Raw genomic sequence first — 26,287 nt, forward strand, 5'->3', positions numbered from 1 at the left:
GTGTAGTAAATGCAGAGTGTATTAAAGGTATCTGATTTATGGTATACCAGATAAGAATTTTGTTAAAATCAGGAACTGTGCGCTGTGTATTTATGAGCTTGTGTTTTGCTTTTTCTTTTCCACAGCCACTTGCTGCATTTGATTTTTTGGGCATCTCTCTTTTTGGTCAAAAGAAAACAAATTCTTCTTCACAGCATGTCAAAAATACAGAGAAATTTTATAAAGTTGACATTGTTACACCACCAGGGGCGCCCTTAGAAGGTATAAAAATAGTTAAATCTGTTTCTTCTCTTTTTGCCGATAAAGAGAAAGCATCTGCGAGTTCGTCTGGTTTGTTAGCTAAAGCGCGTTCAGATTATCGGGCGATTCTTTCTGCTCTTTATGCTGATGGGCGTTACGGTGGTGTTATTAGTATTAAAATTAATGGTTTAGAAGCCGCTGATTTAAGTCCGGTAACGCAACTTCCAGCACAATCCAATATCGTTATTACGATTAATGCTGGTCCACAATATGTTTTTAGTCTTGCAAATATTGATAAAGTAGCGCCTTATGAAAAATGTAAAGTGCATAAAATGCCCACAATTGAAGAACTGGGCTATAAAGTTGGAGCTATTGCCAAATCTGAAACCATTTTGAAAGCAGAAAAATGGGCGGTAGAAGGATGGCGTCAACAAGGTTATGCTAAAGCTAAGATTATGAAAAGTGATATCGTAGCTGACCATGCTGCATTGCGTATTGAAGGACGGATTGTTGTTGATCCTGGACAAAAGGCTTATTATGGTCCTTTAAGTGTACGGAATATAAGTAACAACCCCCGTGTAGATTCAGATTATATCGCATGGATGACCGGATTGAAGCTAGGTCAGAAATACGATTCCGATGCGTTAGCTAAGGCAAATGAACGTCTTGCACGCCTTGGAGTTTTTCGTGCTATCAATATACGTGAGGCTGATACCATTAACCCAGATGGCAGTTTACCACTTATGCTTGTTGTACAAGAACGTAAACCGCGTCGTTTCGGTATAGGTGGCAGTTATTCAACATTAGATGGTGCTGGTTTTGAAGCTTATTGGATGCATAACAATCTTTTTGGTCACGCAGAGACCCTTAAACTTGAAACAAAAATAAGTGGTGTTGGCAGTAACAAAAAGCAATCATACAATTTCAAAAATTTTGATTATCTTTTCGGTGGTACGTTTATAAAACCTGGTGTACTCACGCCTGATACAGATCTCAGATCAGAATTAAAAATACAGCAAGATGTTTTAGAAAATTATACAACAAAAGCCATAAAAGGGAAATTAGGTATTAGGCATATTTTCAATAGTCATCTATCGGGACAGACTGCTATAGAAATTTCAAATGGTTACTCACGTGATATCTATTTTGGGAGTCGTAATTTTACAACAATTGGTTTCCCTACCGGTTTGATTTACGATAGTCGTAATAATAAGTTTAATGCAACAAAAGGTTTATATGGTGAAGTTCTCATTGAACCTTTTTATGAGATGCGTTTTAGCAATTTTGTTGCAAAAGTAACGGCAGAAGGTCGTTCTTATTGGGCGCTAGATGAAGGGGATCGTTTTGTTTTTGCTGCACGGGCAAAGCTTGGTACAATTCTTGGGAGTGATAAAGCACAAGTCCCTGCAGATACGCTCTTTTTTGCTGGAGGTGGTGGCTCTGTTCGTGGTTATGCTTATCGTAATATTGGTGTCAAAATAGAAAATGATGCGATTGTTGGCGGACGGGCGCTTATTGAGGGATCGGCAGAATTGCGTGTTTCTTTAAATGATAAAATAGGATTTGTCAGTTTTCTTGATGGAGGTCTCGTAGGAGAAAAGGCGAAATTTGATTTTTCTCAAAAAATTAAATGGGGAGCTGGTATAGGAGGTCGCTATATGACGGGTCTTGGTCCTTTACGCGTTGATTTAGCCTTTCCTTTAAAAAGGGAGCAGGGTGATCCTCGCATTGGTTTTTATGTGGGTATAGGGCAAGCATTTTAATGAAAAAAAGTGTACGTTTATCAGCTTTCTTCTTTGGATTTGTGTTTTTTTTGGTCGGTGGTTTTGTTCTTGCACAAAGACAAGACCGTCTTCCTTCTAGCGAAGAGACAGCAGATGATCGTTCATGGTTTGTTTCTTTAATTGAAAGCAAGCTTTCAGCGCCTAATCGTCAAGTTCGCTTACACAATATGCAAGGAGCGCTATCTTCTCAAACATCAATTGATGCGATTACTGTCAGTGATAAAAAGGGGGTTTGGCTTAAAATTACCAATGCCAAAATGGATTGGAATCGTCTAGCCTTGCTAAGAGGGCGGATAGATATTAATCAACTTTCGGCAGAACAGGTTACGTTTTTACGCAAACCACAAGGCAATTCTTCTCTTATTTCTTCTCTTGAGACGGGTAGGTTTTCTTTACCAAAATTGCCGCTTGCTCTTTCGATCAATACATTTACAGCTCAACATGTGATGTTTGAGCAGAATCTTTTTGGTTTTTCTGCTGATATGTCCTTGGCAGGCAATTTCACTTTGGCGAGTGGTCATTTTGATATTGATATGGTGGCGCATCGTTTAGATGCACCAGGGTCTTTTTCTGTTGTTACCAAGATATCAGAGAACAATCGTACAGCTCACATTGATATCTCTGCTGATGAACCACAAAACGGTATTTTGGCAAATGTTTTGAATATTGAAAAACGCCCTGCATTAAACTTCGTCATTAAAGGTAAGGGTACTTTTGATGATTTGGTTATCAAACTTTCTTTAGAAGCCGATCATCATTCTGTTTTAGATGGTAATATTATTCTTGCAAGTGTTTCAGAAGGATACAATTTTTCTACGCGACTAGAGGGTATACTGAGTCCTTTAATGCCTTCTCAATATCGTGACATTTTTACGTCTGGTATAACGTTAAGAGCAGAGGCAAAGAGAACAAGAGAAGGTGTGACACATCTTGATCAGATGGTACTTCAGAGCAAAGAAATGAATGTTTTAGCCAATGCTGAAATAACAGCTGATGGATTTTTGCGGCGGCTTTTTGTCGATGGCAAAATGGCTTTTGATAAGGAAAAGGACTCTGTTCATTTACCTTTATCAAAAACGCCAAAACCTGCAAATAATATTTCTTTAAACATTGACTATGGTCGCGAAGGACAGCAATCTTGGAATGGGCGGTTGATTGTACATCATTTGAGCAATAAAAATATTTATATTCGCGATGCTGTTTTTGATATGGGGGGAGTAAGCGAAAATCTTGATAATGCGGCTTCTCGTCATGTTGGTGTTCAGGTTAATGGAACGCTTCAAGGAGTTAAAAAGATTAAAGGAACATTGGTAGAAGATTTAAGCCAAGTGGTTCATATGCATTTAGATACGGATATTGTTTCGCATAAACCAATTTTGATTCATGATTTTAGTGTTACGGCTCAGGGGTTTTCTTCTTGGTTAAAAGGGACAATGGAGCATTTTATCTTTAAAGGCGATCTTGGTTTAAAAGCTCAAACATTAACTCCTTTGGAAATATTCAATAAACAACCGCTCTCTGGTAGTGCAGATATTAAAGCCAAGGGGACTCTCGGTTTATTGAATGGTACTTTTGATCTCAAATTATCAGGGATAGCTGAAAATATGAAAATAGGCGTGCAGCCTTTTGATCGTTTATTCAAAGGAAATATCACTCTTTCAGGTGGCGCGGCTCGAAATATGAATGGCTTCACTTTACGTCATTTGAATTTGAAAAATCAATATGCAAATATAAAGGCTGATGGTTATTTTTCAGATGAAAATGCTAAAATGGATTTGTCTGCTCAAATATTAGATTTGGCCAAATTAGATCCGAAGATAAGCGGTGTACTTACCATTCAAGGGACAGCAAGAGGGCGCAATAGCCATATAAAACTCAATACAAGTGCTCATATTGCTGAAGCGTTAGTCGTTGGGAAGAAACTTCAAAACACAACATTTAATATAAAGGCATTTGTAGATAATACAGCACCGATTACTTCTTTAACAGGAGAGGTAAAAGGTGAAGGAATTTTTGCTCATAAACCTCTGCATTTATCTGCTTCTTTTCAAAATTCTCAGAAAATAAGGAAACTTGAAAATATTGATATTAAAGGGGGAAGTGCAAAAATAACGGGTGATATTTCTCAACAACTTGGAGGTTTTTTAAAAGGAGCGTTGCATATTGATGCCGATGATATTTCAGTACTTTCAGCGTTATTTTTGCAGGATGGGAGTGGAAAAGTAAAAGGAGATTTTATTTTTGATGAACAAAATGGCAAACAGATAGCCAATATGAAGGCGCATGTTAACCATTTGAATTTTGCTAAGAATAAAATAAAAAAATTAGCAATAGATGCTGATATATTTGATCCTTTTGGCGTGACTCAGTTTGAGGGTGTTATCAATGCAGAACATATTCAAACACCTTTTATAATGGTCAATCATTTAAATGCGCACGCTAATAGAGATAATGAACAAACGGTTTTTACTGTTCAAGCAATGTTGCATGACACTCTCAAGGCTCATCTTTCTGGTCGTATGATGGCTATGGAATTTCCAGAAGGCGTAAAACGAGAAGTGCAAATTGCAACCATGGATTTAAATCAACACAATCTTCATGCAACGCTGCCGAAACCATCGATAATTATTTTTGATAAAGATGGAATGGCAATTAATGAATTAGGAATTGCAATAAATGGCGGTAAAATTACCCTTGCAGGGAATATTCAAGATACTCTGAATTTGCAACTTAACATAGATTCTCTTCCTGCTACTTTAGCCAATCTGTGGAAATCCGATCTTGGAGCCGCAGGGAGTGTAACAGGACAGGTTATGATTCGTGGGCATTTTAAAAAACCCGATATAATCTACGATATAAAAGGTGAAGGACTGACAACCGTTGCTCTTCAAGATAAAAAAATTATGCCTTTTTCGCTTTCTGCTACGGGGAAAACCTTAGATCAAAATCTTACTTTGAATGCAAGTTTAACAGGAGAAGGAGCACAAGCACAAGCTCAGGGGCTTGTATCTTTAGACAAAGACAAGCTTGATTTCCATATCAATTTGCAAAATTTATCTGCACGTTTGGCAAATAGTTTTATTGCAGGACAAGCATTTGATGGGACGTTGATAGGCAAAGTTGATATTGGGGGGACAATGAAAGATCCATCTGCTCATTTTGATTTTTCTAGTCAAAATTTAACTGCTATGACACCTAAAGGACCGATGTCAATCAATATAAATGCTCGTGGTTCTTATAAAAAATCGACATTTCGCATTGAAAATATGATAGCAACAGGAGATAAAGGATTAGATCTTTCCATCCATGGGCCTGTTTCTCTTAATGGTTCAGAGGCAAAATTAAACGTTAAAGGGATAATGCCTCTTGATTTTGTTAATCTCTTATTAGCTAAACGTGGTGCAAATATAACGGGTACAGCAAGAATTGATACAGTTCTTAATGGTGCGTTATCAAAGCCGCAATTGACAGGAGATATTTCTATAGGCGATGGTAGCTTTTTTGATTCAAAAACTAATGTAGGACTGAATAATATAACGCTTGAAGGCAAATTAAATGGCGATCATATTCTTATAGAGAAAGCTTCAGCTTCTTCGTTTGAGGGGGGGGGAATTTCTGCTTCAGGTCGTATCTCTCACGATCTAGAGACGGATTTGATCTTTCATCTTGATAATGCCAACTATAATGATGGTTCTATGATTCTTGCAACATTGTCAGGTGAGATGAAAATGACAGGTCATTTTTTGAGTGATCTTGTTATTGGTGGTGATATTATCGTTGAAAAAGCTGAAATTGTGGTTCCTGATCATTTTAAAAATGCTAAGTTTCTTGATATCAGAAATAAAAATTTAACAAAACCAATTCAAACAACACTTGAACGTGCTGATGTTAAGAGCACGAACAAAAGCCCTAGTGTCACAGAAGAATCGTCATCTGTTGTGCTATCAAATATGCGTATTACAGCACGTAATCAGTTTTTTGTACGCGGAAAAGGGTTAGATGCTGAACTGGGAGGACGCATTAATCTAGCGGGTCCATTAAATGATGTGCATCCAGTGGGTGAGTTTAGAATGATTCGTGGACGTTTTGATATTCTTTCACAACGTCTTAATTTTGATCAAGGACAGGCGAGTTTTAGCGGTACTCTTAATCCTACAGTTTATTTTGTAAGCAACAATAACAGTGGTGACATTCGCGTTACTGTAACCGTAAGTGGCACGATTGATAATCTTGATATTAATTTTTCTTCACAACCGAATTTGCCTCAGGATGAGATTTTGGCACGTTTGATTTTTAATCGCTCTCTTAATGAACTATCGCCATTTCAGATTGCTCAACTTGCGGCAGCCGCAGCTGATCTTGCGGGGGCTTCTAATACATCTTTGTTGAACACTTTACGCACTAAAATTGGGCTTGATGATCTTGATGTTATTGTTAATGAAAAGGGTAATACAGGCTTACGCATTGGACGCTATATACACAATAACATTTATTTAGGTTTTGAAGCAGGGTCTGATGGAACGACGAAAGGAACAATTAATTTGGATATTTCGCGTCATCTCAAAGCTAAAGGTGCTGTAGGAAATGAACAAAATTCTAGTATTGGTCTCTTTTATGAAAGGGATTACTAAAGTTTAAATTTTAAAAAACAAATTCTTTATTTTTTGTCTCTCATTTTTAAGGTTGAGGAAGGAAGCTTAGACTAGGAATACACCTAAAGGAGAAATGTTTTATTGCGATGTGAAGAGAACGATCTAAAATATTCGATTTTTTCTTTATGACGTCTTCTAAAGAGACAAAATCTTCACAAAAGAGAGTATGTTACTTTGCTAATCTATACGTAATTTTAGAGAAATACTTAAACCTTGTTCTCAAGCCCATTTCATACTGTTGCCTAAAGAGTATAACTCATGCAAAATATTGACTTCATAAAGATAGTTTATTGTTATGCAACTTGAGTTAGAACTTTTAACGTTGAATGCCATAAGATTTTCTCATTCATTACAAATCTCTTTCATGTTGAATCACTCAAAACTATTCGCTTGCATGTTACAAGTGGGGAAGCCCCGCGTGGATAAAAACAATTAAGCAATGGCAAAATACCTCCTATGAACCATCTCGAGAGCTAAGGGCTGTAGCAACACCCACGAGTTGGCAAAATAATGTGAATGGTACCGGTTTGTTACTCCGTAAGCGTAAAGATAGGGGCGCTCAATGGATTGATCGTTGTACAATTCATGCAGGTTTTCGCGAAATGAACTTGGGAGAACGTTGCGAGACATATCTTTAAAACAAGCCCATGAATTTGCAATGCAATGGCATTTCTATTTAACGTGAAGGACGTGTCTCCATTAAAGAGCAAGACAAACAAAAGCGTGAGGCACGTGTAGAATTCAGAAGATATCGATTTCATTTGCAAACGTATTTAAAGCAATATTTTTAATAATAAAAAGTGATCTATTGTTTTAAATTTTTGTTTATTGTGTTTTTGAATGAGATCACTTTTCCTATAATGAACAGTTCCTAAAATAGAACACCATTATGTTGCAAATTCATATGCTTATGCTTGTTTTAAAGAAACATTTTTCCGTGTAGGCTTGAGTCTATTTCACAATACTGCTTGTGAAATAAGATAAAGTATCTCTTATGATGGTATAAAATCCATACTACCGTTATCAATAAAAATATAAGTATTTAATAAAGATATAAGTTGGCATTATCATTCTATTTTCAGCTTCTCATGTCTGCCGATAACTTTTGCACTTGAAAGCGTAGAGGTATTTTTATTGCTTATTTTAAGCGTTTTTATAGATACACCAATGTTTTTTTATGATGTACCACAAGTGCTTTTGATTGTTTCATCGTAAATGTAAAGAAGAAATAGGCAAATGACATTGTATCTTTTATCTGAGATGAAAATAATAAATTATGATTACAAATCAATATGTTAATATATATATCAAAAGATATTTTTTGTAAAAATATTTATCAAACTTATATCGTATTTTTCTATTTAAACGGTTAGAAAGAAGAGAAATTTTGTTTTGCTTTTCATCTGTTTTTTGAGCATATTGAAATTATAGCTTTATATCAGAAATAACGTTGTGCATGTACAAGCGCTTCAAGAAGTTAAGGTATTTGAGGAATATCATTTTAGCTTCTAGAGGCGAAGATAAAACAGAAAAGCTTGCTCTCAAGCAATCTACAACAGTAAAAAGTTTTATAATAAATCTTTTCTTATTTTTTCAGTCTTTTTTTACATTGAGTGTATCTATAATTTACAGCACACTTTTTGTAATTGGTAGTTTATCCTGCTGTACCATAAAAGACTGTTATTTGAGGTCTAGTGATAGTAAGGCGTGTAGCCTTTTTGATCAAGTGTTTTGAAAGCATGTGGTAAATGGGTGGCTTTGTTCGTTGAGCTTTGTAAGTGAATCACATAAGTTGTTATCGGGTAGAACGAATTCAATAAAAATCTGGATTTTTTATAAATTAGGTTGAGTAGAAATATTTTTATTTTCAAGGTGTTAAGAGGAAAAAATTATTAGTGGAGAGATAAATATGGATAAAGGTGGCATCAATCTAGATTCTTCCTCTTTCGTGGAATTTTTTAAAAACTTTATTCTCCTTTAGGATTCGCAAAATTTACGAATGTTTCATTACTTTTTTAAAAAGAGAAGAAGTTTTTTTCTCAAGTTTCATTGTTAAAAATCAATTGCATTCAACAAAACAAAAGAGAATGTTTTGTCTAAATCCAAGAAGTTTATTCTCGATAAACCATAAATTCTTTGCCAATTCTTAATTGAAATAATACTTTTCCTTGGTGATTCTGCTTTTGAAAATGGGATGTCAGCTTCTATCCATTTTTTTATTTTAAATCTTATTTAAAAACTTAGAAATTAGGATGTGTGTTTTTTGAACTGAATGTTATGAAGTTTTTTATAAAACCCATGTTCTTTTGCGAGCAATTCTTTCTGAGTCCCTTGTTCAATCAGTTGCCCATTTTGTATGACCACAATTTTATGGGCGCGAGCAATCGTTGAAAGGCGATGAGCAATAACAATCGTTGTGCGCCCTTTGGTAAGATGATGAATGGCTTCATTAATTTGTGCTTCGGTGTGTGAATCGAGCGCGCTTGTTGCCTCATCAAGAATCAGAATTTCACTATCGTGAATCATTGCTCTAGCAATTGCGAGTCGTTGTTTTTGTCCCCCTGAAAGATTACAGCCATTATCGCCTATCTGTGTATCATAACCATTTGGCAAATTCATAATAAAGTCATGAGCATTTGCTGCTTTTGCTGCTTCGATAATTTCGTCATCACGAGCGCCTTCTTTTCCAAGTCCAATATTATATTTAACGGTTCCTTGAAAGAGAAAAGTATCTTGCCCTACATAAGCCATCAGGTTTCTCAGAGAACGAAAAGTTGTGTAGCGGATGTCTTGATCATTAATCAATATGCGTCCTTTTGTGGGGTCATAGAGGCGCATAATAAGATTTATAAGGGTTGACTTTCCTGAACCAGATGGCCCCACCAATGCTGTCATTTTTCCAGCTTCTATTTCTAGATTGATGTCTTTTAATACCATTTTATTATCAGTATAGGCAAAAGAAACATGCTCGAAACGAATAGCTCCTTGCGTTTTATTCAGATCTTTAGCTTCTTTATGTTCTATAACTGTAAGGGGACGATCGAGTATTTCAAACATCGTACGGATATTGACCAAGCCGGATTCAATTTTGATACGGACATTTGCTAGTCTTTTTGCGGGTTCATAAGCTAAAAGTAAAGCAACAATAAAGGACATAAATTCACCTTGAACACCTGCACGTTGGGTGGCAAGGTAACCGGAAAAGCAGATAATACCCGCAATGGCGACACCTGTGAGTGTTTCCATAATCGGATTGGTAATAGCTTCAAGTGTTGCAATATTGTTTGTTTGTTTTTCAACATCACAAATGGCTTTGTCCATCCTTTTTTTCATGACTTCTTCTAGTGAAAAAGCCTTGATGACTCGAATACCAACAGCTGTTTCCTGTACGATTTTGATAATTTCACCAAGTGAAAGAAGTTCTTTTTCCATAAGGCGACGAACGCGTTTTAAAGCCATTCGAACACCTAAAAAAGCCAGTGGTCCTACAATTAAAGTAATGGAGATTAACACAAAGTTTTGAATAAACATGACAAGCAACAGACCACTAACGGAAAGCAAATCGCGTACAAAAGTTGTGATGATAGTATCAACGATATTACGCACGGCTGTCGCATTATGGGTTACGCGAACAAGCAGATCAGATGACGTGTTATTATGATAAAAAGAGACACCTTGTTCCATAAGGCGCGCATAAATTTTGCGCTGTTGTTCAGCAATGATACTGTTGCCTGCTTTGCTTAAAAAGTAAGTTTGGGCAAAAGTTGCAATCCCTTTAAGAATAAAGATAAAAGCAATAAAGCTAGAAGTCAAAACGATCATAGCAAAATTCTGCGCATCAACAATATAATTAACAACATCACGCATAATCCACGCACTGGTTGCAGTTGTACAGGAAATGATGATCATTGAGATAATAGCCGCACTGTACCAACGCGCATGTTTATGAAAATTTTCTCGCAAAAGGCGGATAATAAGATGTTTGTCAAAAGAGGAAAGTTTTTTTTGGGCCATGCAGTGCTTCTATATTTTCTTGTTGTTTTATGCAAGATTGAAGCGCTCTTAATTAAAAAGTCCCTTAATTTTTTTTACAAAAAGAGTTTTCTTCTTTCAATGCATGTCATACTCTTTCATGCGACGGTGCCTCGTGTAACGTAAAATTCTCCATACATTATCTGTGCACCACTATTTCATTTATATATATAAGATATAGATACCATCATTCTATTGGTATTCCCATATTGCAACTGTCCCTAGTTGCTATAAAAGATTCATAAGAAGCGTACGATTTCGTGCATATAATTTCTCCCCACTTGTGACGCACAGACGAATATTTTTGTATGATTTCATATTGAAAAGATTTAAAATAAGAAAACTCTACAATATTCACTTCTCTTATTCGAGAAGCAAAAATATAAATTATTAATATGTTATTCTATTTCACTCCATGTAAATTCGCTCCATGTAAAATATCGCGCAAGGAGTTTTTCATGCTTGGAGTATTTTAAAATACATCATTTTCATCCTATCACGTTGCGTATTTGCTTTATCCTTTTACCTTCTAGAAGGTTAGATTAAAATCAATGGAATAAAAAAATTTTAAAGGCTTTGATAGTCAATAAACAAAACGATTCATCTTTAAAAGAGATAGTGACTAAAGTTGCTGAGAATTCTGACAATAGAGGGAATAATAAGGGGAAAGTTGTAATGAACAGATGATCTTTTATTTGGAAAAATAAATACGGGTTTATTCTCTGGTTTATTGAATGCTTTTTGGTAAAGTGTTGTTATTGAGTCTCCCATCTTTTAAGCTTATGAAGGAACAAGCGGGAGCCGTCACATACTTTGCCAACTCTCGTGGATGTGTTGCTAGAGCGATGCATAAGAGGTATTTTTGCGACTTTTCTTATACAATTTTTATCCACACGGCTCTCTCTGTTTGTTATGTATAAGCAAGTGATCTTGATTGATTCAACATGAAACAGATTCGAAATGAAAGAATCTTACGATATTCGGGAATCTCATCCAACATGCAAAATAGTGAAAAATCTTTATAAACCAATACGTTGCTATTGCAAGTAACAGATAATGGTGGTAGTGCTAAAGAGCACCGTTATCTTTATGATTGCAAAAGTTCAAATTAACACCCTATCATTTCTTTACCAGTTTCCATATTGTTATAGGTTTTGGCATTTGAAATGGTTCACAAAAGATATTTCTACTTTTTTAATATTTTACACATTATTTCTGCTTGTGATGTACAAGAAAATGATTTTTGCTGAATTCCATGAATTAAGAGAGCTGAAAATGAAAAATATCTTACGATTCTGACGCTCTCTCATTTAATATGTAAAATAACAAATTCTTCTTATAAATCGAGAAAGCACTATTAAACTCTTAAAATGATTTATACACATTTACAAAAACTTAAAAGCACCACATCACCCCATAACGTGGCGCTTCTGCGGGACATACTTATATGCTCATCTTGATGAGTTGCACACAGACACTCTTCCAATGAAAAACTATTTAGGCGCTATCACCATCATTATCTGCCGCCCTTCAAGTTTTGGCTCCAATTCAATCTTGGCAATTTCACTTGTATCTTCTTTCACGCGCTGAAGAAGTTTCAATCCAAGATCTTGGTGAGCCATTTCACGACCACGAAAACGCAAAGTAATCTTTACTTTATCACCATGATCGATAAAGCGATGGACAGCCCTGAGCTTGACTCCATAATCATGAACATCAACATTCGGACGCATCTTAATCTCTTTGATTTCGATGACTTTTTGTTTTTTACGTGTCTCTGCAGCTTTTTTTTGAGTTTGATACTTTAATTTGCCCAAATCGATGATTTTACATACGGGTGGTTCCGCATTTGGTACAATTTCAACCAAATCAAGTCCAGCTTCTGCGGCCATAGCAAGAGCCTCTTGTATCGCAACGATCCCCTGATGTTGTCCCTCATCATTAATAAGCTGCACATGAGGCACCCGAATATCCTGATTTGAACGTGGTCCGTCCTTTTGGTTAGGTGTCATTTTAAACGGTTTACGAATGGTTTATGCTCCTTAATTCTGATTCAACTACGATTAATTTAATATACAATTATGCACATAAAAACAACTATAATTCGTGTCTGTTTCATTATTTGATTTGTTACTTTTTTAAGTGATTTAGATTATAAAAGTTTTTCTCTTGATTTAAAGAAATTGTTTTATGAAGGAAAAGAATCATGAATCAAAATATTCCTTGCCAGTTTTTTTCGTTTGAGGACACTGCTCTTGCGGTACGCCATCGCAAAGGGCGCCACTCTCCAGGCTTGGTTTGGCTTCATGGCTATCAATCCGATATGTTGGGAAGTAAGGCGATGTTGATTGATCAGTTTGCTCAAAAGCATGATTTGTCTTGTTTACGTTTTGATTACTCTGGCCATGGGGAATCTGAAGGAGATTTTTTTCAAGGAACAATTTCACGGTGGGTGAGCGAAAGTTTAGCAACTTTTGAAACCTATTGTGGGGGGCCGCAAATTTTGGTTGGTTCCTCTATGGGGGGGTGGATTGCTTTAAGGCTTGCAATGATGCTAGCGCAGAAAAATAAGAAGCTTGCTGGTATGATATTAATTGCTCCAGCACCTGATTTTACGCAAACATTGGTGGAACCAGCATTAGGCCCTGAAGAATGGAAAATTTTGGAAGAAAAAGGCTATATTGAACGACCCGCTGTTGGTGATGAGGAGCCGATGCCCTTTACAAAAAAATTGATTGAAGATGGACGCGAAAATTGTGTCATGAGAGGATGTATTGATGTTGGCTGTCCAATTCATATTCTCCAAGGAATGGAAGATGATAAGATACCTTATCAGCATACACTGACTTTACTTGATCATTTACCTCTTCATGACGTAACATTGACACTTGTACGTGATGCAGATCACCGTTTTTCTCGTCCACAGGATTTAGATTGTCTAGAAACAGCCTTGAGATCTCTAATTAATCAGATTAATGCAAAATAAGGGGGCTATTTATTGATGATGAAGATAAATATATGAGCACTTCTGAAAAGTATTTTATTTTTTCTGATCGCGCTATCCCTATACGCGTGCGGGAAAATAGGCACGTGCGCCGTCTTACCTTACGTATTGATGCCAGAAGTCAAGAGATTTGTATAACAACACCACCAGCGATAAATCTCTGTACGGTTGAAAGTTTTATTGAAAAACATCGGTCTTGGATTGAGACACGCCTTACGCGTATACAAATTTCTCATGAAAATACCTATCTCAAAGAGGGGGCAACAATTCCTATCTTGGGTATTTCCCATACCATAAAGCATGAGCAAGGACGTGGAGTAACAGAAATCATTACAGCAAATGCGGAGAAAGGTCCTCAAATTATTGTTTATGGTCAATTAGAATATCTTCCAAGACGCATTGCTGATGTTTTAAAAAAACAAGCAGCACTTATTATAACACCTTTGGTGGCACATTATGCTCATCAGGTAGAGCGGAAAGTTAAATCCATTTGCTATAAAGACACGAGAAGTCGTTGGGGATCTTGTTCCATCGATAAGCGTCTTTCTTTTTCTTGGCGCCTTATTATGGCTCCAAAAGAAGTTGTTGAGTATGTTGTCGCTCATGAAGTTGCTCATCTTGTTGAAATGAATCATGGACCAAGATTTTGGGCTCTTTGTGAGAAACTTTGCCCTGATAGTAAAACGTATCGTGCTTGGTTGAAAGAAAATGCCCATAGACTACACGCCATTAATTTTGATTCATATAAATTAGAGGCGTAAAAAATTTGCAAATTTGCAAATGAGAGCAATATTTAACGGAACTTTTTGTTGAGCGTTTCGTTGTGTGTGTGCTTCGTCATGCATGATGAGGAAGCCATTGAAGCTCTCAGCACGATTGTCCTCCCCTGCTTGGTTTGCTGAGTGTCTTCAATGTTTTTACTTTATCTTTTTTGCTATTCAGCGTAATACCCTTAAGTTCCGATAATTTATAACAAATGGGAAGGGGTTTTTATGTCTGTTCTTACAGATCCGCTTCAGCTATTACAGGCACTGATTCGTTGTCCTTCTGTTACACCTCATGAAGCAGGGGCTTTATCAACGTTGGAACAATTTTTGAAAAAAATGGGATTTCATGTTGAGCGCCCTATTTTTACGGATAAAAATACAGATAATGTTGAAAATCTTTATGCAAAAATGGGAAACGAAGGACCCCATCTTATGTTTGCGGGTCATACGGATGTTGTACCGCCAGGTGCATTAGAAGATTGGACTTATCCACCTTTTGAAGCTGTTATAGATCAGGGAAAATTATATGGGCGGGGTGCTGTTGATATGAAAGGCGGTATCGCCTGTTTTATTGCGGCTCTCGCGCGCGTTCTTGAGAAAAAATCCATTAAAGGAACGATAAGCCTTTTGATTACTGGGGATGAAGAGGGGCCTGCTATTAATGGTACGGTAAAACTTCTCAAATGGGCAGAAAAAAAAGGTGAAAAATGGACTGCGGCTCTTGTGGGAGAACCAACAAGCGTAAAGGCTGTTGGTGATGTTATCAAAATTGGGCGCCGCGGTTCGATTTCTGGTATCATTACCGTGAAAGGTCGCCAAGGTCATGTTGCTTTTCCAGAGCGGGCTGCTAATCCTTTGCCTTTGGCAAGTAAGCTTATTCAAGCATTAACACAAACGGCTTTAGATCAAGGGACAAAGAATTTTCAATCCAGTAATTTAGAGCTAACAACCATTGATACCGGTAATTTGGCAGTCAATGTTATTCCAGCGCAGACAACGATTCGTTTTAATATACGCTACAATGATCTTTGGACAAAAGAAACATTGATGGGGGAAATTGAAAAGCGTCTTTCTTTGGTGCAAGAAAAAAATAATAGTGGTCCATATCCCTGTTATCAGCTTGAATGGATTCCAAGTTTAGGAGATGTTTTTCTGACCAAAAATGATAAGCTGATTCAAATTTTGTCCAATGCTATTAAAAGTGTAACAGGGAGTTTACCAGAGTGTTCCACGTCTGGAGGAACTTCAGATGCGCGATTCATTAAGGATTATTGCCCCGTGGTTGAATTTGGCTTACCAGGGCAAACGATGCATATGGTCGATGAATGTATTGCCCTTGATGCAGTAGAAACACTCACTGTTATTTATGAGCGTTTTATTGTTGATTTTTTTGTATAAAAAAGAAATAATTATTCAGTTTAACAATATCCTTATTTTGTTTTGCCATAAAATTCTTTTGTTGCCACAAAGCATTATCATTTGAGGTGTAGTGGTAGAGGATGGGACTTAATTGTATTAGGTAGTTTTAGAGCACGTGGGGAGCATTCTTAAGCTGGGACTTTTGTTCGTAAATCCTTCAGTTCAGTGAAATACATAAGTGGAAAACCAAATAAAAGCTGTTTTAAGAAATAGAGCTGTTTACAGACAAGATTGGGTTAAGAATACGCGTCCTTTAAGGTGTATGAAAGAAATTAACGTGCAGTCCGTATATGGAAAACAGCGAGCGTTAATATCACAATTGATGTGACAACAGGTTAAAGCCATAAAAACACATAAGAATATGCCGCTTTTCTAAAAATTTACCACAACGTAAATGTGCCCATTTTCACTATATTTCTGAATATGATTTCCATGTGCTCTTATACAAAAAAACATATCATTATATTGTATTCACATGCTTGTTTTAAAGAAACTTTCTCAATGTTTGTTACATTCAACGGTGCTTATGAATAGTGTAATATAAAATCTACAGAGCATCACTCTCTTTACATGCGCAAATCCATATAATAACAAAAATACAATAAAGCCAATAGGTTCTGTGCAATTATTTTATATGAAACCACTTAAGAATCGACACATTTATGCATGTTTAAATTGACCATTTTTTATATAAGATTGCCATGTATGAATAGACCATAAAAAGCAAATCATCATGTAAATATTATAACGCATGTGTGCATTCAAATGAAATGAACAGCAGATATCATTCATAACAGTTTATAAATTTTATAATACGTTTTTTATTATAGCACAAATCACATTGTTTAAAAATTTAATCGTTTGAAAATATCGATATCATACGTTTAAAGATCACATCTTGTTTTAAAGATTGGATTGTTAATCACATGATAAAAACATAAAATTACAGTTTTCAAAATTGAGAAGCGTAAAATCTAAAAATGCTATAGCAATATCTTATTACCTATTAGAGGTAATCATTTGAAACTGTTATAAGCTTATAAGTTTAATTTAAAAGATTGCATAAAAGGATTAAAGACAAGATCGATTTTAAAACGCTTTCTAAAAATTTAGAAAACGATAAGAAATCAGTATAAATATAGTATTTATCACAACAGCTATGTTAATCTTTAAAAACGGAACTGTATTTGCTTCCATAAAAAAATGGAAGCGAAGAATGTCATGGCAGTAGAATTACTATCTACTTTAGACTTGGTACTAAAAAACGTTTTAAAAGTTATAGTTTAAAAGCACTGAGCCCAAATATGACTGAGTGATTTTATTCCCCCCAAAATTGGGAGCACCTATTGAGACAAAGATAAGCAAGTAAAATTCAAAACCATTATAATATCATAAGGTACGGAATTTTACTCAATTTTGAGTCAAAAGAGACATTGTTTAAAGAATGCTCTATGTTTAAAGAATGTTCTATTCTAAAGTTAATGCCCCCAAAATTGGGGTGGTTGCTTTTGCCAACTCAAAATTGAGCCAGCTTACCAGCTTATTTGTAAAAAGTTACATTTAATGAACAGTAAAAATACGCTTATGAAAAAGAACGTTAGATCATCATAGACTTTCTAGCTCAAAATATTGCGATAGCTTTTGGCATTTTAAGCTGTTCATAAAAAGCATTTTTACGCCTTTTATAGTTTTTATTCAAAAAATTTCCTACGTTTAAGGGGTAAATGAATGGTTGCCATTAATGTATTATAAATAGTTTTGAAATGAAAAAATCTTACGATATTTTAGTCTTGCTTTTGCTATAAAAATGATAATTATCATTAAAATCAAAGTGTTGTTATAAAATTTTTAGTTTGCAAGTTGGCTGATAATGTGATCAAGAACAATACGTCCTTTGGTTGTCGCTTTTAAGCGTTGGTTATTCACCATTTCTACCAATTCTTGCTGTTGTAAATTGATAAGTTTTTCCATTGGGATGCGTTTGGAGCTTAAGGTTTCATAGCGTGTAAGTTCCAAGCCTTCACAAAGGCGTAATCCCATAAGGAGCATTTCATTTGCCTGTTGCTGAAGAGTTAATCGTTCTGTTTCAATACAACCATGCCCTGTTTTTTCGACTAATTCAAGCCACTGTTCGGGATTCTTTTCATTGATAGTGACATAACGTTCATAGTTTTCAATGTGTGATAAAGATGTTTTTGAAAAGGAGGTAGAATGATTTGGTATGTTCTCAATAAAACGACCGTGTGCTCCTGGACCAAAGCCTGCATATTGGTGATAACGCCAATAAAGAAGGTTGTGTGCTGATTCAGCACCAGGCATGGCATGGTTTGAGATTTCATAGGCAGGAAGTCCATACAGAGCTGTTATTTCTTGGGTAAGATGATACAGATCTGCTGCGAGCTCTGATGGGGGAAGGATAAGCCTTCCTGCATCATGAAGTCGTTTAAAAGCGGTTCCTTCTTCGATTGTCAATTGATAAAGAGAAAGATGGTCCGCTGCCAAATCAATGGCTTGTACAAGTTCAGATTTCCATTGTTCTAGGGTTTGTTCGGGACGAGCATAAATAAGATCAAAGGATAAGCGTGGAAAAATTTTCCTTGCTAAATCAATAGCATAAAGAGCTTGTTCTACATTATGGAGTCGGCCAAGTTTGCGCAATGCTTTATCATTGAGCGCTTGTATTCCTAGAGATAAGCGATTAACACCTGCAGCGCGGTATCCGCGAAAACGTTCTGCTTCCACACTGGATGGATTAGCCTCCAATGTAATTTCAACTTTATCATCAAGTACCCACTTTCTTGCAAGTGCTTGCAAGAGGGCATCAACAGTTTGCGGCTCCATAAGAGAGGGGGTTCCCCCACCAATAAAAATACTCGTAATATGGCGTGGACCTATTTTTTTATATTGCGTTTCTATTTCGCGCTCAAAGGCGGTGACAAAACGCGGCTGATCAACACCATGGAGGCGAACATGTGAATTAAAGTCACAATAGGGACATTTAGCAGCACAAAAGGGCCAATGAATATAAATGCCAAAAGGTTCATTCATGAGAATGCCAAAAGGTTTTCAGCCAAAAGTTTAAAAGCTCGTGCGCGATGTGAAAGAGGGGGAATACCATTGTGTTGCCAGCCGTGTTTTTGCTCTGTTGACATTTCTCCAAAGGTATTTTCATATCCATCTGGTAAAAAAATAGGATCAAAGCCAAAGCCTTTATCTCCCCGTGGCGGCCAAATGAATGTCCCTTCAACGTATCCGCGGAAATAATCTGCGTGAGTATCAGGCCACGCAATGCAAATGACGGATATAAAACGGCATTTTCGTTGGCTTTTTTCTCGTGCTCCGACTTTTTGGAGTTCACCTTCTATTTTTTGCATTGCTTTTGAAAAATTACGTGTACCATCGGCTTGAATCGCCCAATCAGCTGTATAAACGCCCGGTGCACCATCCAATGCATCGACCTCTAAGCCTGAATCATCAGAGAGGGCAGGAAGTCCTGTCTTTTTTGCTGCTGCAAAAGCTTTAATATAAGCATTTTCTTCAAATGTTGTACCTGTTTCTTTTGGTTCTGGCAAGTCAAGCTCTTTTGCGGATTGTATTATTAAACCGAAAGGTGCAACCAAAGTGTTGATTTCATGTAATTTGCCGGCGTTATGCGTCGCAATGACAAGTTTTTTATCTGCTATGCTTCTCATATAGATTTCTCCAAAAATGAAAGGGGGAACTATTTTTGCGCTAAAAACCAGCTTAAATGCTCACATACACACATTCTGCCTGATTTTACATGATAAGGTTATTTTACACATTTTATGTTATTTTATTCAAATAAAAATTTTTCGTATTTTGTGAAGACAACGATTGAAAAGACAGGAGAAACGATTTTTTTATGAAAGCCTTGTTATGGTAAAGATCCAAATTTCTATTTCCGGTGGTTTATAAACAATCGAGCTTTTCTTGGTAAGCCCCTAAAGAGACCAATTCCTATCTTAAATATTCAATCACATGCTTTAATAAAAAACACCTCATGCACAATTTATATGCTTATATCACCGCTCTAAAAGATGGTGTTTTATGGCTCAATAGGATAATATATTTTTATACTACTTTAGATTATTTGACCAAACCTTGGCAAAACTTATATAAGAGAAGAATGTTTTTTAAGTAGTGAAACAATTGTGATGAAGCACAAGCCTATTGATAATGAACTAAAATATCTTGATGAGCGTTCGCGTGATATTTTCCGCCATATTGTTGAAGCCTATCTTAATGATGGTGAACCTGTAGGGTCACGCAATCTTTCTCGACTTTTGCAACAGACATTATCACCTGCGACGATTCGCAATGTAATGAGTGATCTTGAACATCTCGGTTTGATTTATGCCCCGCATGTTTCAGCAGGGCGAATGCCAACCCAATCGGGTTTACGCTTTTTTGTTGATGCATTTATGGAAGCGGGTGATTTGCCAAACGAAGAGCGAGAAAATATTGAAATGCAAGTCAAAGAGGCAGGTCATGCACAATCGGTTGAACATTTTCTTGTTCAAGCAAGCCGGGTTCTTTCAGATCTTTCTCGTGGAGCAGGGCTTGTTCTTGCAACAAAACAAGAAGGAACATTGAAACATATTGAATTTGTGCGCCTTGATAGAGAGCATGCTCTTGCCGTTTTAGTGACTCAACAAGGTGAGGTTGAAAATCGTATTGTTCATTTGCCAGAAGGGGTTACCCATGCACAATTAACAGAAGCAACGAATTTTCTCAATGCTCATATTCAAGGGCGTACATTGAGTGAGGCAAAAGGGGAAATTGCTTGCCTATGCGCAGAAACACGGGCTGCACTTGATGATTTATCACATCATCTTGTTGAAACGGGATTAGCTCTTTGGGGAGGAGAAGGTGCTGATCATAAAATACACCTCATTGTTCGTGGACGCAGTAATTTGCTTGAAGATGTAAAGGCAGAAGAAGATTTAGAACGGTTACGCCATTTGTTTGATGATCTTGAAACGCGTGAGAGTATGGCACAGCTTCTCGATTTAACGGATGAAGGTTCAGGGGTGCGAATTTTTATTGGTTCAGAAAATAAGTTATTTTCACTTTCTGGTTCTTCTTTAGTCGTGGCACCTTATCGTGATTCACAACAAAAAGTCATTGGTGCGTTAGGCGTTATTGGTCCTACACGGCTTAATTATGCAAGGATTGTGCCTATGGTTGATTACACAGCTCAACTTGTGTCACAGTTATTGCGTTAAAATGATGCAGGTAAGTATTTGTACTATAGAAGCTCATTGTATTAATATGCATTAATACCCCTTGATTTTTGTCTGTAAAATTTCGATATCGAGAATAACAAATCTTATGAAGGAATAGAATTTTTATGTCTGATGAAAAAAACAAGTTTACTGACGCTTCATTTGAAAAGTGCGATTTAAAAAATCCAGCTGATCGTAATACACTTAAACAAGCAGCGGATGAATTTTTAAAAACACATAAAACAGAAGCACACGGAGAGGTTGAAGAAGAAAGTAATGAGGTTGATCCTTTAGTTTCTTTGCAGGATGAAAACAAAGAGTTGAAAGATCAGCTTTTACGTCTTGCTGCAGATATGGAAAATCTTCGACGCCGTACGGCGCGTGATGTAGCGGATGCGAAGGCTTATTCCATTGCTAATTTTGCACGGGATATGTTATCTGTTTCTGACAATCTCAATCGTGCTTTGGAAGCGATTCCAGAAGGTGCACGGGAAAGTGATGCTGGTTTGAAATCATTGGCAGAAGGTGTTGAAATGACTGAACGTGCCATGATGGCAGCATTAGAGCGTCATGGGGTGCAGAAAATTCATCCAGAGGGACAAAAATTTGATCCTCACTTTCATCAAGCGATGTTTGAAATTCCTAATGCTGATGTTCCCGATAACACTGTTCAACAAGTAGTTCAGGCTGGTTATATTATCGGAGAGAGGGTTTTACGTCCAGCAATCGTGGGTGTGGCCAAAGGAGGAACAAAAGAAGCTTCTATTGAAACTGATAAGGCTTCACATCAATAACAGTCCTCCAACGTAAAATGCAGCATTCTCTGCAATTTTGACGTATGGGATCTTTTTCAATCAAAGCACTTTAAAGGGTGTTACAAACACCCTTTTACCTTTGAAGTGGCCAACACCCTTTTACAATATATGGTGTATCACTTGAGGGATATGGTGATAAAAATAAAACGAAATGATCAACCTCAAAAGGAGGAAATGAAAAATCACCCCGAGAAGACAGATAAGGAGGAAGGTCATCAGGTTTAATATCGAGCAGTCGCGCAACGGTAATATGCGGCGTAAATTTTTTTTCATCAGGCGCTAGACCTAAATGGTTACGAATACATTGCATCTTTTCGTGCAAAAGATTGAGAGTTTCACAAGGTTCAATGCAAACAACAAGAGAATGTGGAACATTTTCCGAACTAAAAACATCAAATCCCCTCATTTGTAGCCTAAAAGAAGGAAGCTTTATTGTATCAAAGGCATGCTTGAGTGCATCTGTTATAGTACTTTCAACTTCACCAAAAAAAGACAAAGTGATGTGAAAATTTTGCGGATTAATCCACTGCGCATTTGGTAAGCCATTTTGCAACGATACAAGTTGTTGTGTTGTTTGTTGAGGAATTTGAAGGGCACTAAATAAACGATCCATAATATTATCTCCTTATAATGAAAAGATGCTATCCCAAGAGCAATGACAGATAAATTGAAAGTGAAAAATATCAAGGAAGATAAGGCAATAGTATAGAAAAATAATGTCTAAAAAATGCTTATCATAATTATGCGTGTACAAAGCTTATTAGTTTTAAGAAAAAGGTTATGATACCAATAAAAATCGCGTTTTTACGATATGCATCACAATGACGGGCAATTGGAAATTGTTTGTGTGTTATGAAAAGATACGAAGTTAGCAGAAAATAAAGAAAATTGATTGATTTCTGATTTTTGAAATTATCTTGATATTTTTCTTTTGCTTAAAAGCCCACATATTCAGTCCAAGTCAAAATTCTATTTTCTGTAAAGATATCAATCATACAGTTAAGGTGGGTAACAGCGATGATACGCAACAACTATTTAAATTGGCGAAATAATGTTAGGAAAGAAAGTAAAAAAAATTTGGCATAAAAACGGGAAAAGCAATCAAAATTCAAGATAATGATGAAAATTTTTGATTCTCTACGAATCATCATCCTCGTTTATGGTGAGAAAGCACTAATTTTCCTCTCCAAAATTGTTATTAATAAGCTGTTCAAGAGCATTAAGAGCATCTGTTGCTTCTGGTCCCCAAACGCGAATGGTGAGGTTGCATCCAGATGAAGCTGCTAGCATCATAAGTCCCATAATTGATGACCCACCAACGATTTTTCCATCCTTTTCAACTTCAACAGTGGCGTTAAAATTGCCGACAGTTTGTACAAATTTTGCAGAAGCCCTTGCATGCAACCCACGTTTATTACAGATATTGAAATGACGGCTTATTTGAGAGGGAAGGGCATCTTTAGAAAGCATCAGTATTGTATCATCCGCTATAAAATCATACTTGGTACATTAATATATTTACGCCCTGCTTCTTGTGCTATTCTTAACGCGTCTGATAATGAGATATCAGGGCACTTGCGAATAGAAATCAATTTAATAAGCATGGGCAAATTAACCCCCGCAATCATTTCAACGCGTCCTTTTTCAATAGCAGGAATAGCTATATTTGATGGTGTTCCACCGAACACATCTGTTAATATGATGACGCCATGATCTGTATTTGTATCGGTTACTGCGGCTATAATATCACCTCGGCGCTGATCTATATCGTCATTGGGATGAACGCATATTGTTGCAAACTTTTCTTGTGTTCCAACAACATGTTCCACGGCATGTAAAAATTCAACAGCCAGCTCACCGTGCGTTACAAGCACGAGTCCAATCATTTACGCAAACTCCTGTTAACTAATAAGATCCGACCATATTGGTGGGAAAGACATTTTACAATGCTTTGTCTTGCTGCCAAGAAAAATTTGCAAAAAAAAGGCAAAAAGTGTGATTTTTTTATCTTTAGAAAAAAATTAAACAGTTTTGCGCCATAATTTTCTAAACAAAAATGCTTCAATCGCTTGGCAAATGGCGGTGCAATCGGCTTCACGAAGAGAAGGAAGTTTTAAAAGAGGAATGTGCAAATCTTCAAATTGAAAAGTTTTATTTGTGGAAAAACGTTCATATTCGGGGCCGAGAAAAATAACACAGTCGATAGGTGTGTACTTTTGAAATTCTATCATATAAAGACCAGCGCCACGAATTTCAATACCACCCTGTAAGTTATCGGGCGTGTATCCATGAAGTTTTCCATTTTCCACACGTAGCATTGTATAATCATCACTGATCAGTTTTGCTTCACGTTTTGACCACTCAGCGCGGTCAAGCAAAGCAAGTGTGAGGGTCGATTTTCCTGATCCCGATGGACCTTTAATTAACAGGCCTTTTCCACCCAATTGAAGGCAATTCGCGTGGAGTATTTCACATTTTTTTTTCATGTCTTTTAGTTTGGGTAAAAGATTATTTAACGAGGGGAAGCATAATAATAAAACGCGCACCAGTTTTACATTTTCCAAGTGACGGATCAATAATATTTTCGGCTGTAATTGTCCCATTGTGGGCTTCAATGATTTGCCGACTAATAGAAAGTCCCAGTCCAGAGTTTTGCCCAAAAGCATCTTCGTTGGGTCGATCAGTATAGAAACGTTCAAAAATACGTTCAATATTCTCTGAACGAATACCAGGGCCATTGTCTTCAATGGTTAAAATAAGAGTTGAAGCATGGCTTTTCATAGTAATGCAAATTTTGCCACGATTACGGGGAATAAAGGAACGTGCATTTTCAAGAAGATTGGAAATCACTTGCCCTAAACGGAGCTCATGTCCCAACACAAGATAAGCTTTTCCATAAGGACGTGGGGTAATATTAAGGCTTACATCGATGGTCTGTGCATTGCGATATACTTCCTGAACGGCATGAACAAGACTTTCCAAAAGCGGTGTCATATCAACGATCTCTGCAGTTTCTCGTGCAAGCTCTGCATCGAGCCGTGATGCATCAGAAATATCTGTAATCAATCGATCAAGACGGCGCACATCATGTTGAATAATTTCAAGCAATTTTTCTTGTGCTTCTTCATTTTTAGCCAGAGGGAGAGTTTCAACAGCACTGCGGAGAGAAGTAAGAGGATTTTTTAATTCGTGGCTTACATCAGCCGCAAAGCGTTCAATGGCTTCAATACGCATATAAAGGGCATTGGTCATGTCACGAATAGAGGTTGAGAGATGGCCAATTTCATCTTCACGCATTGAAAAATCAGGAATTTCTACACGCTGATTATTGCCATTCCGCACTCGGTTAGCAGAGGCAGATAATTTGCTTAATGGATGAGCTATCGTATGGGCTAAAAAAAGCGAAAGGACCAAAAGTACACTGCCCACAACGGCAAAGACTTTAAATATAACCAGTCTTTCGGCTTTTACAATGTTATCAATATCGGAACCAGTGGTTGAAAGAAGAAGGGCACCAACCACTGCGCGATAGCGTTGAACAGGAACGGCAACAGAAACGATGAGTTGACCTTGTCTATTACGTCTTTTGGCGGTAGCAAGAGATCCATTTAATGCTCGGTAGACTTCTGGATAAGCAATCCCACGGTTTTTTGTTTGTTCTCTATCAAGAGCAATCCCTTTGCCATAAAACGTGTTTGAATACCATGCAGTCAAGCGATCCCACATGTTTTGTTCTGTTTTAAGGGGAGGTAAATCATAGCTAAAAACTTCTCCACTGGAATAAAGAACCCGCGAATCAAGAAGTAAAGTAGCATCACGATCATAGATACGTGCTCGTGTCGTTTTAGGTGTGATGAGACGTCGTAAAAGAGGGGCAACTTGCTCAGGGTTAATGGGAAAATCCCAAGAGTCGGTTGATTGAGGGGCGGGTGTAACGCTTTCACCAGCTTGTAACTCTAAGAGTTTTTGGGGGTCAATAAGGATAGAGTTTGTATCTACTGTTGCAGAAGCAGCAATGGCCCCAGCAATAATTTTTCCTTGGGTACATAAACTTTTAATTTTTGCTTCAATTAAACCATCGCGAAATTGGTTAAGGTATAAAATGCCTGTAACCAGAACGGCAAGGGCAGCAATGTTTAAGATAACAATGCGACGCGTGAGACTGGAAAAAAGCAATTGTCTAAAAAGACGTTGTATTCGAAGGTGTAAACGAGCAAACATAAGAAATGGCGCTGAGGATATACCGTTAGGGGCTGTTTTTTTAAGAGTTTCCAGTTGAGAGTTGTCTGTCATCGATTTGATTGCCGTTCAAATTTTTGCGACAAAGC

The 26,287-nt window shown here is 36.9% G+C and carries 16 protein-coding genes; 7 read left to right on the top strand and 9 right to left on the bottom strand.

The window, feature by feature from the left end:
• Positions 1 to 38 precede the first annotated feature (38 nt).
• Complete coding sequence (locus tag D1093_RS01555) at positions 39 to 2,003, top strand: autotransporter assembly complex protein TamA (RefSeq protein WP_120100216.1); 1,965 nt, start codon at positions 39 to 41, stop codon at positions 2,001 to 2,003.
• Positions 2,003 to 6,655, top strand: a complete 4,653-nt coding sequence (locus D1093_RS01560; RefSeq protein ID WP_120100217.1) for a translocation/assembly module TamB domain-containing protein — start codon at positions 2,003 to 2,005, stop codon at positions 6,653 to 6,655. Before D1093_RS01555 ends, D1093_RS01560 begins: the two co-directional genes overlap by 1 nt.
• Before the next feature lie 2,268 nt (positions 6,656 to 8,923).
• Here the strand turns inward: D1093_RS01560 and D1093_RS01565 are convergent.
• Together D1093_RS01565 and infC are read right to left on the bottom strand one after the other, a co-directional pair.
• Positions 8,924 to 10,690 (bottom strand): ABC transporter ATP-binding protein, encoded by a 1,767-nt coding sequence (locus D1093_RS01565; RefSeq protein ID WP_120100219.1) that lies wholly within the window; start codon positions 10,688 to 10,690, stop codon positions 8,924 to 8,926.
• Between the two features lie 1,511 nt (positions 10,691 to 12,201).
• Positions 12,202 to 12,720 carry a translation initiation factor IF-3 gene (gene infC, locus D1093_RS01570; RefSeq protein ID WP_120100223.1) on the bottom strand — a complete coding sequence of 173 codons (519 nt, stop codon included), beginning with the start codon at positions 12,718 to 12,720 and terminating at the stop codon, positions 12,202 to 12,204.
• Positions 12,721 to 12,914: 194 nt separating this feature from the next.
• Here infC and D1093_RS01575 point away from each other — a divergent pair, with 194 nt between their 5' ends.
• The 3 genes from D1093_RS01575 (at position 12,915) to dapE (ending at position 15,877) form a co-directional block, all read left to right on the top strand.
• Positions 12,915 to 13,694 (top strand): alpha/beta hydrolase, encoded by a 780-nt coding sequence (locus D1093_RS01575; RefSeq protein WP_120100225.1) that lies wholly within the window; start codon positions 12,915 to 12,917, stop codon positions 13,692 to 13,694.
• 32 nt (positions 13,695 to 13,726) lie between these two features.
• Positions 13,727 to 14,473 carry a M48 family metallopeptidase gene (locus D1093_RS01580; RefSeq protein WP_120100227.1) on the top strand — a complete coding sequence of 249 codons (747 nt, stop codon included), beginning with the start codon at positions 13,727 to 13,729 and terminating at the stop codon, positions 14,471 to 14,473.
• Between the two features lie 231 nt (positions 14,474 to 14,704).
• Positions 14,705 to 15,877, top strand: a complete 1,173-nt coding sequence (gene dapE, locus D1093_RS01585) for a succinyl-diaminopimelate desuccinylase (protein ID WP_120100229.1) — start codon at positions 14,705 to 14,707, stop codon at positions 15,875 to 15,877.
• A 1,869-nt stretch (positions 15,878 to 17,746) separates the two neighbouring features.
• Here dapE and hemW read toward each other — a convergent pair.
• Complete coding sequence (gene hemW, locus D1093_RS01590) at positions 17,747 to 18,946, bottom strand: radical SAM family heme chaperone HemW (RefSeq protein ID WP_120100230.1); 1,200 nt, start codon at positions 18,944 to 18,946, stop codon at positions 17,747 to 17,749.
• Positions 18,943 to 19,590 carry an RdgB/HAM1 family non-canonical purine NTP pyrophosphatase gene (rdgB, locus tag D1093_RS01595; protein ID WP_120100232.1) on the bottom strand — a complete coding sequence of 216 codons (648 nt, stop codon included), beginning with the start codon at positions 19,588 to 19,590 and terminating at the stop codon, positions 18,943 to 18,945. Before rdgB ends, hemW begins: the two co-directional genes overlap by 4 nt.
• A 483-nt stretch (positions 19,591 to 20,073) precedes the next feature.
• On the opposite strand from rdgB, the gene hrcA reads away from it, so the two are divergent.
• The gene (hrcA, locus tag D1093_RS01600; RefSeq protein ID WP_005774384.1) at positions 20,074 to 21,144 is read left to right on the top strand and encodes a heat-inducible transcriptional repressor HrcA; all 1,071 of its coding nucleotides are present in this window, start codon (positions 20,074 to 20,076) and stop codon (positions 21,142 to 21,144) included.
• 125 nt (positions 21,145 to 21,269) lie between these two features.
• The gene (gene grpE, locus D1093_RS01605) at positions 21,270 to 21,938 is read left to right on the top strand and encodes a nucleotide exchange factor GrpE (RefSeq protein WP_120100234.1); all 669 of its coding nucleotides are present in this window, start codon (positions 21,270 to 21,272) and stop codon (positions 21,936 to 21,938) included.
• 94 nt (positions 21,939 to 22,032) lie between these two features.
• On the opposite strand, the gene thpR is transcribed toward grpE, so the two are convergent.
• From thpR to D1093_RS01630, 5 genes are all read right to left on the bottom strand, one after another.
• On the bottom strand, positions 22,033 to 22,572 hold the full coding sequence (thpR, locus tag D1093_RS01610) for an RNA 2',3'-cyclic phosphodiesterase (protein ID WP_120100235.1): 540 nt from the start codon (positions 22,570 to 22,572) through the stop codon (positions 22,033 to 22,035).
• 560 nt (positions 22,573 to 23,132) lie between these two features.
• On the bottom strand, positions 23,133 to 23,429 hold the full coding sequence (locus D1093_RS01615; RefSeq protein ID WP_120100237.1) for an HPr family phosphocarrier protein: 297 nt from the start codon (positions 23,427 to 23,429) through the stop codon (positions 23,133 to 23,135).
• 17 nt (positions 23,430 to 23,446) lie between these two features.
• A complete protein-coding gene (locus D1093_RS01620; protein ID WP_120100238.1) occupies positions 23,447 to 23,845 on the bottom strand; it encodes a PTS sugar transporter subunit IIA in 399 nt (132 codons plus the stop codon).
• A 135-nt stretch (positions 23,846 to 23,980) separates the two neighbouring features.
• Positions 23,981 to 24,445, bottom strand: a complete 465-nt coding sequence (locus D1093_RS01625) for an HPr kinase/phosphatase C-terminal domain-containing protein (protein WP_120100240.1) — start codon at positions 24,443 to 24,445, stop codon at positions 23,981 to 23,983.
• 22 nt (positions 24,446 to 24,467) lie between these two features.
• On the bottom strand, positions 24,468 to 26,252 hold the full coding sequence (locus D1093_RS01630) for a sensor histidine kinase (protein WP_120100242.1): 1,785 nt from the start codon (positions 26,250 to 26,252) through the stop codon (positions 24,468 to 24,470).
• Between the last annotated feature and the right edge of the window lie 35 nt (positions 26,253 to 26,287).

Origin of the sequence: Bartonella kosoyi, assembly GCF_003606325.2 — a bacterium.
Classification (GTDB): Bacteria; Pseudomonadota; Alphaproteobacteria; order Rhizobiales; family Rhizobiaceae; genus Bartonella; species Bartonella kosoyi.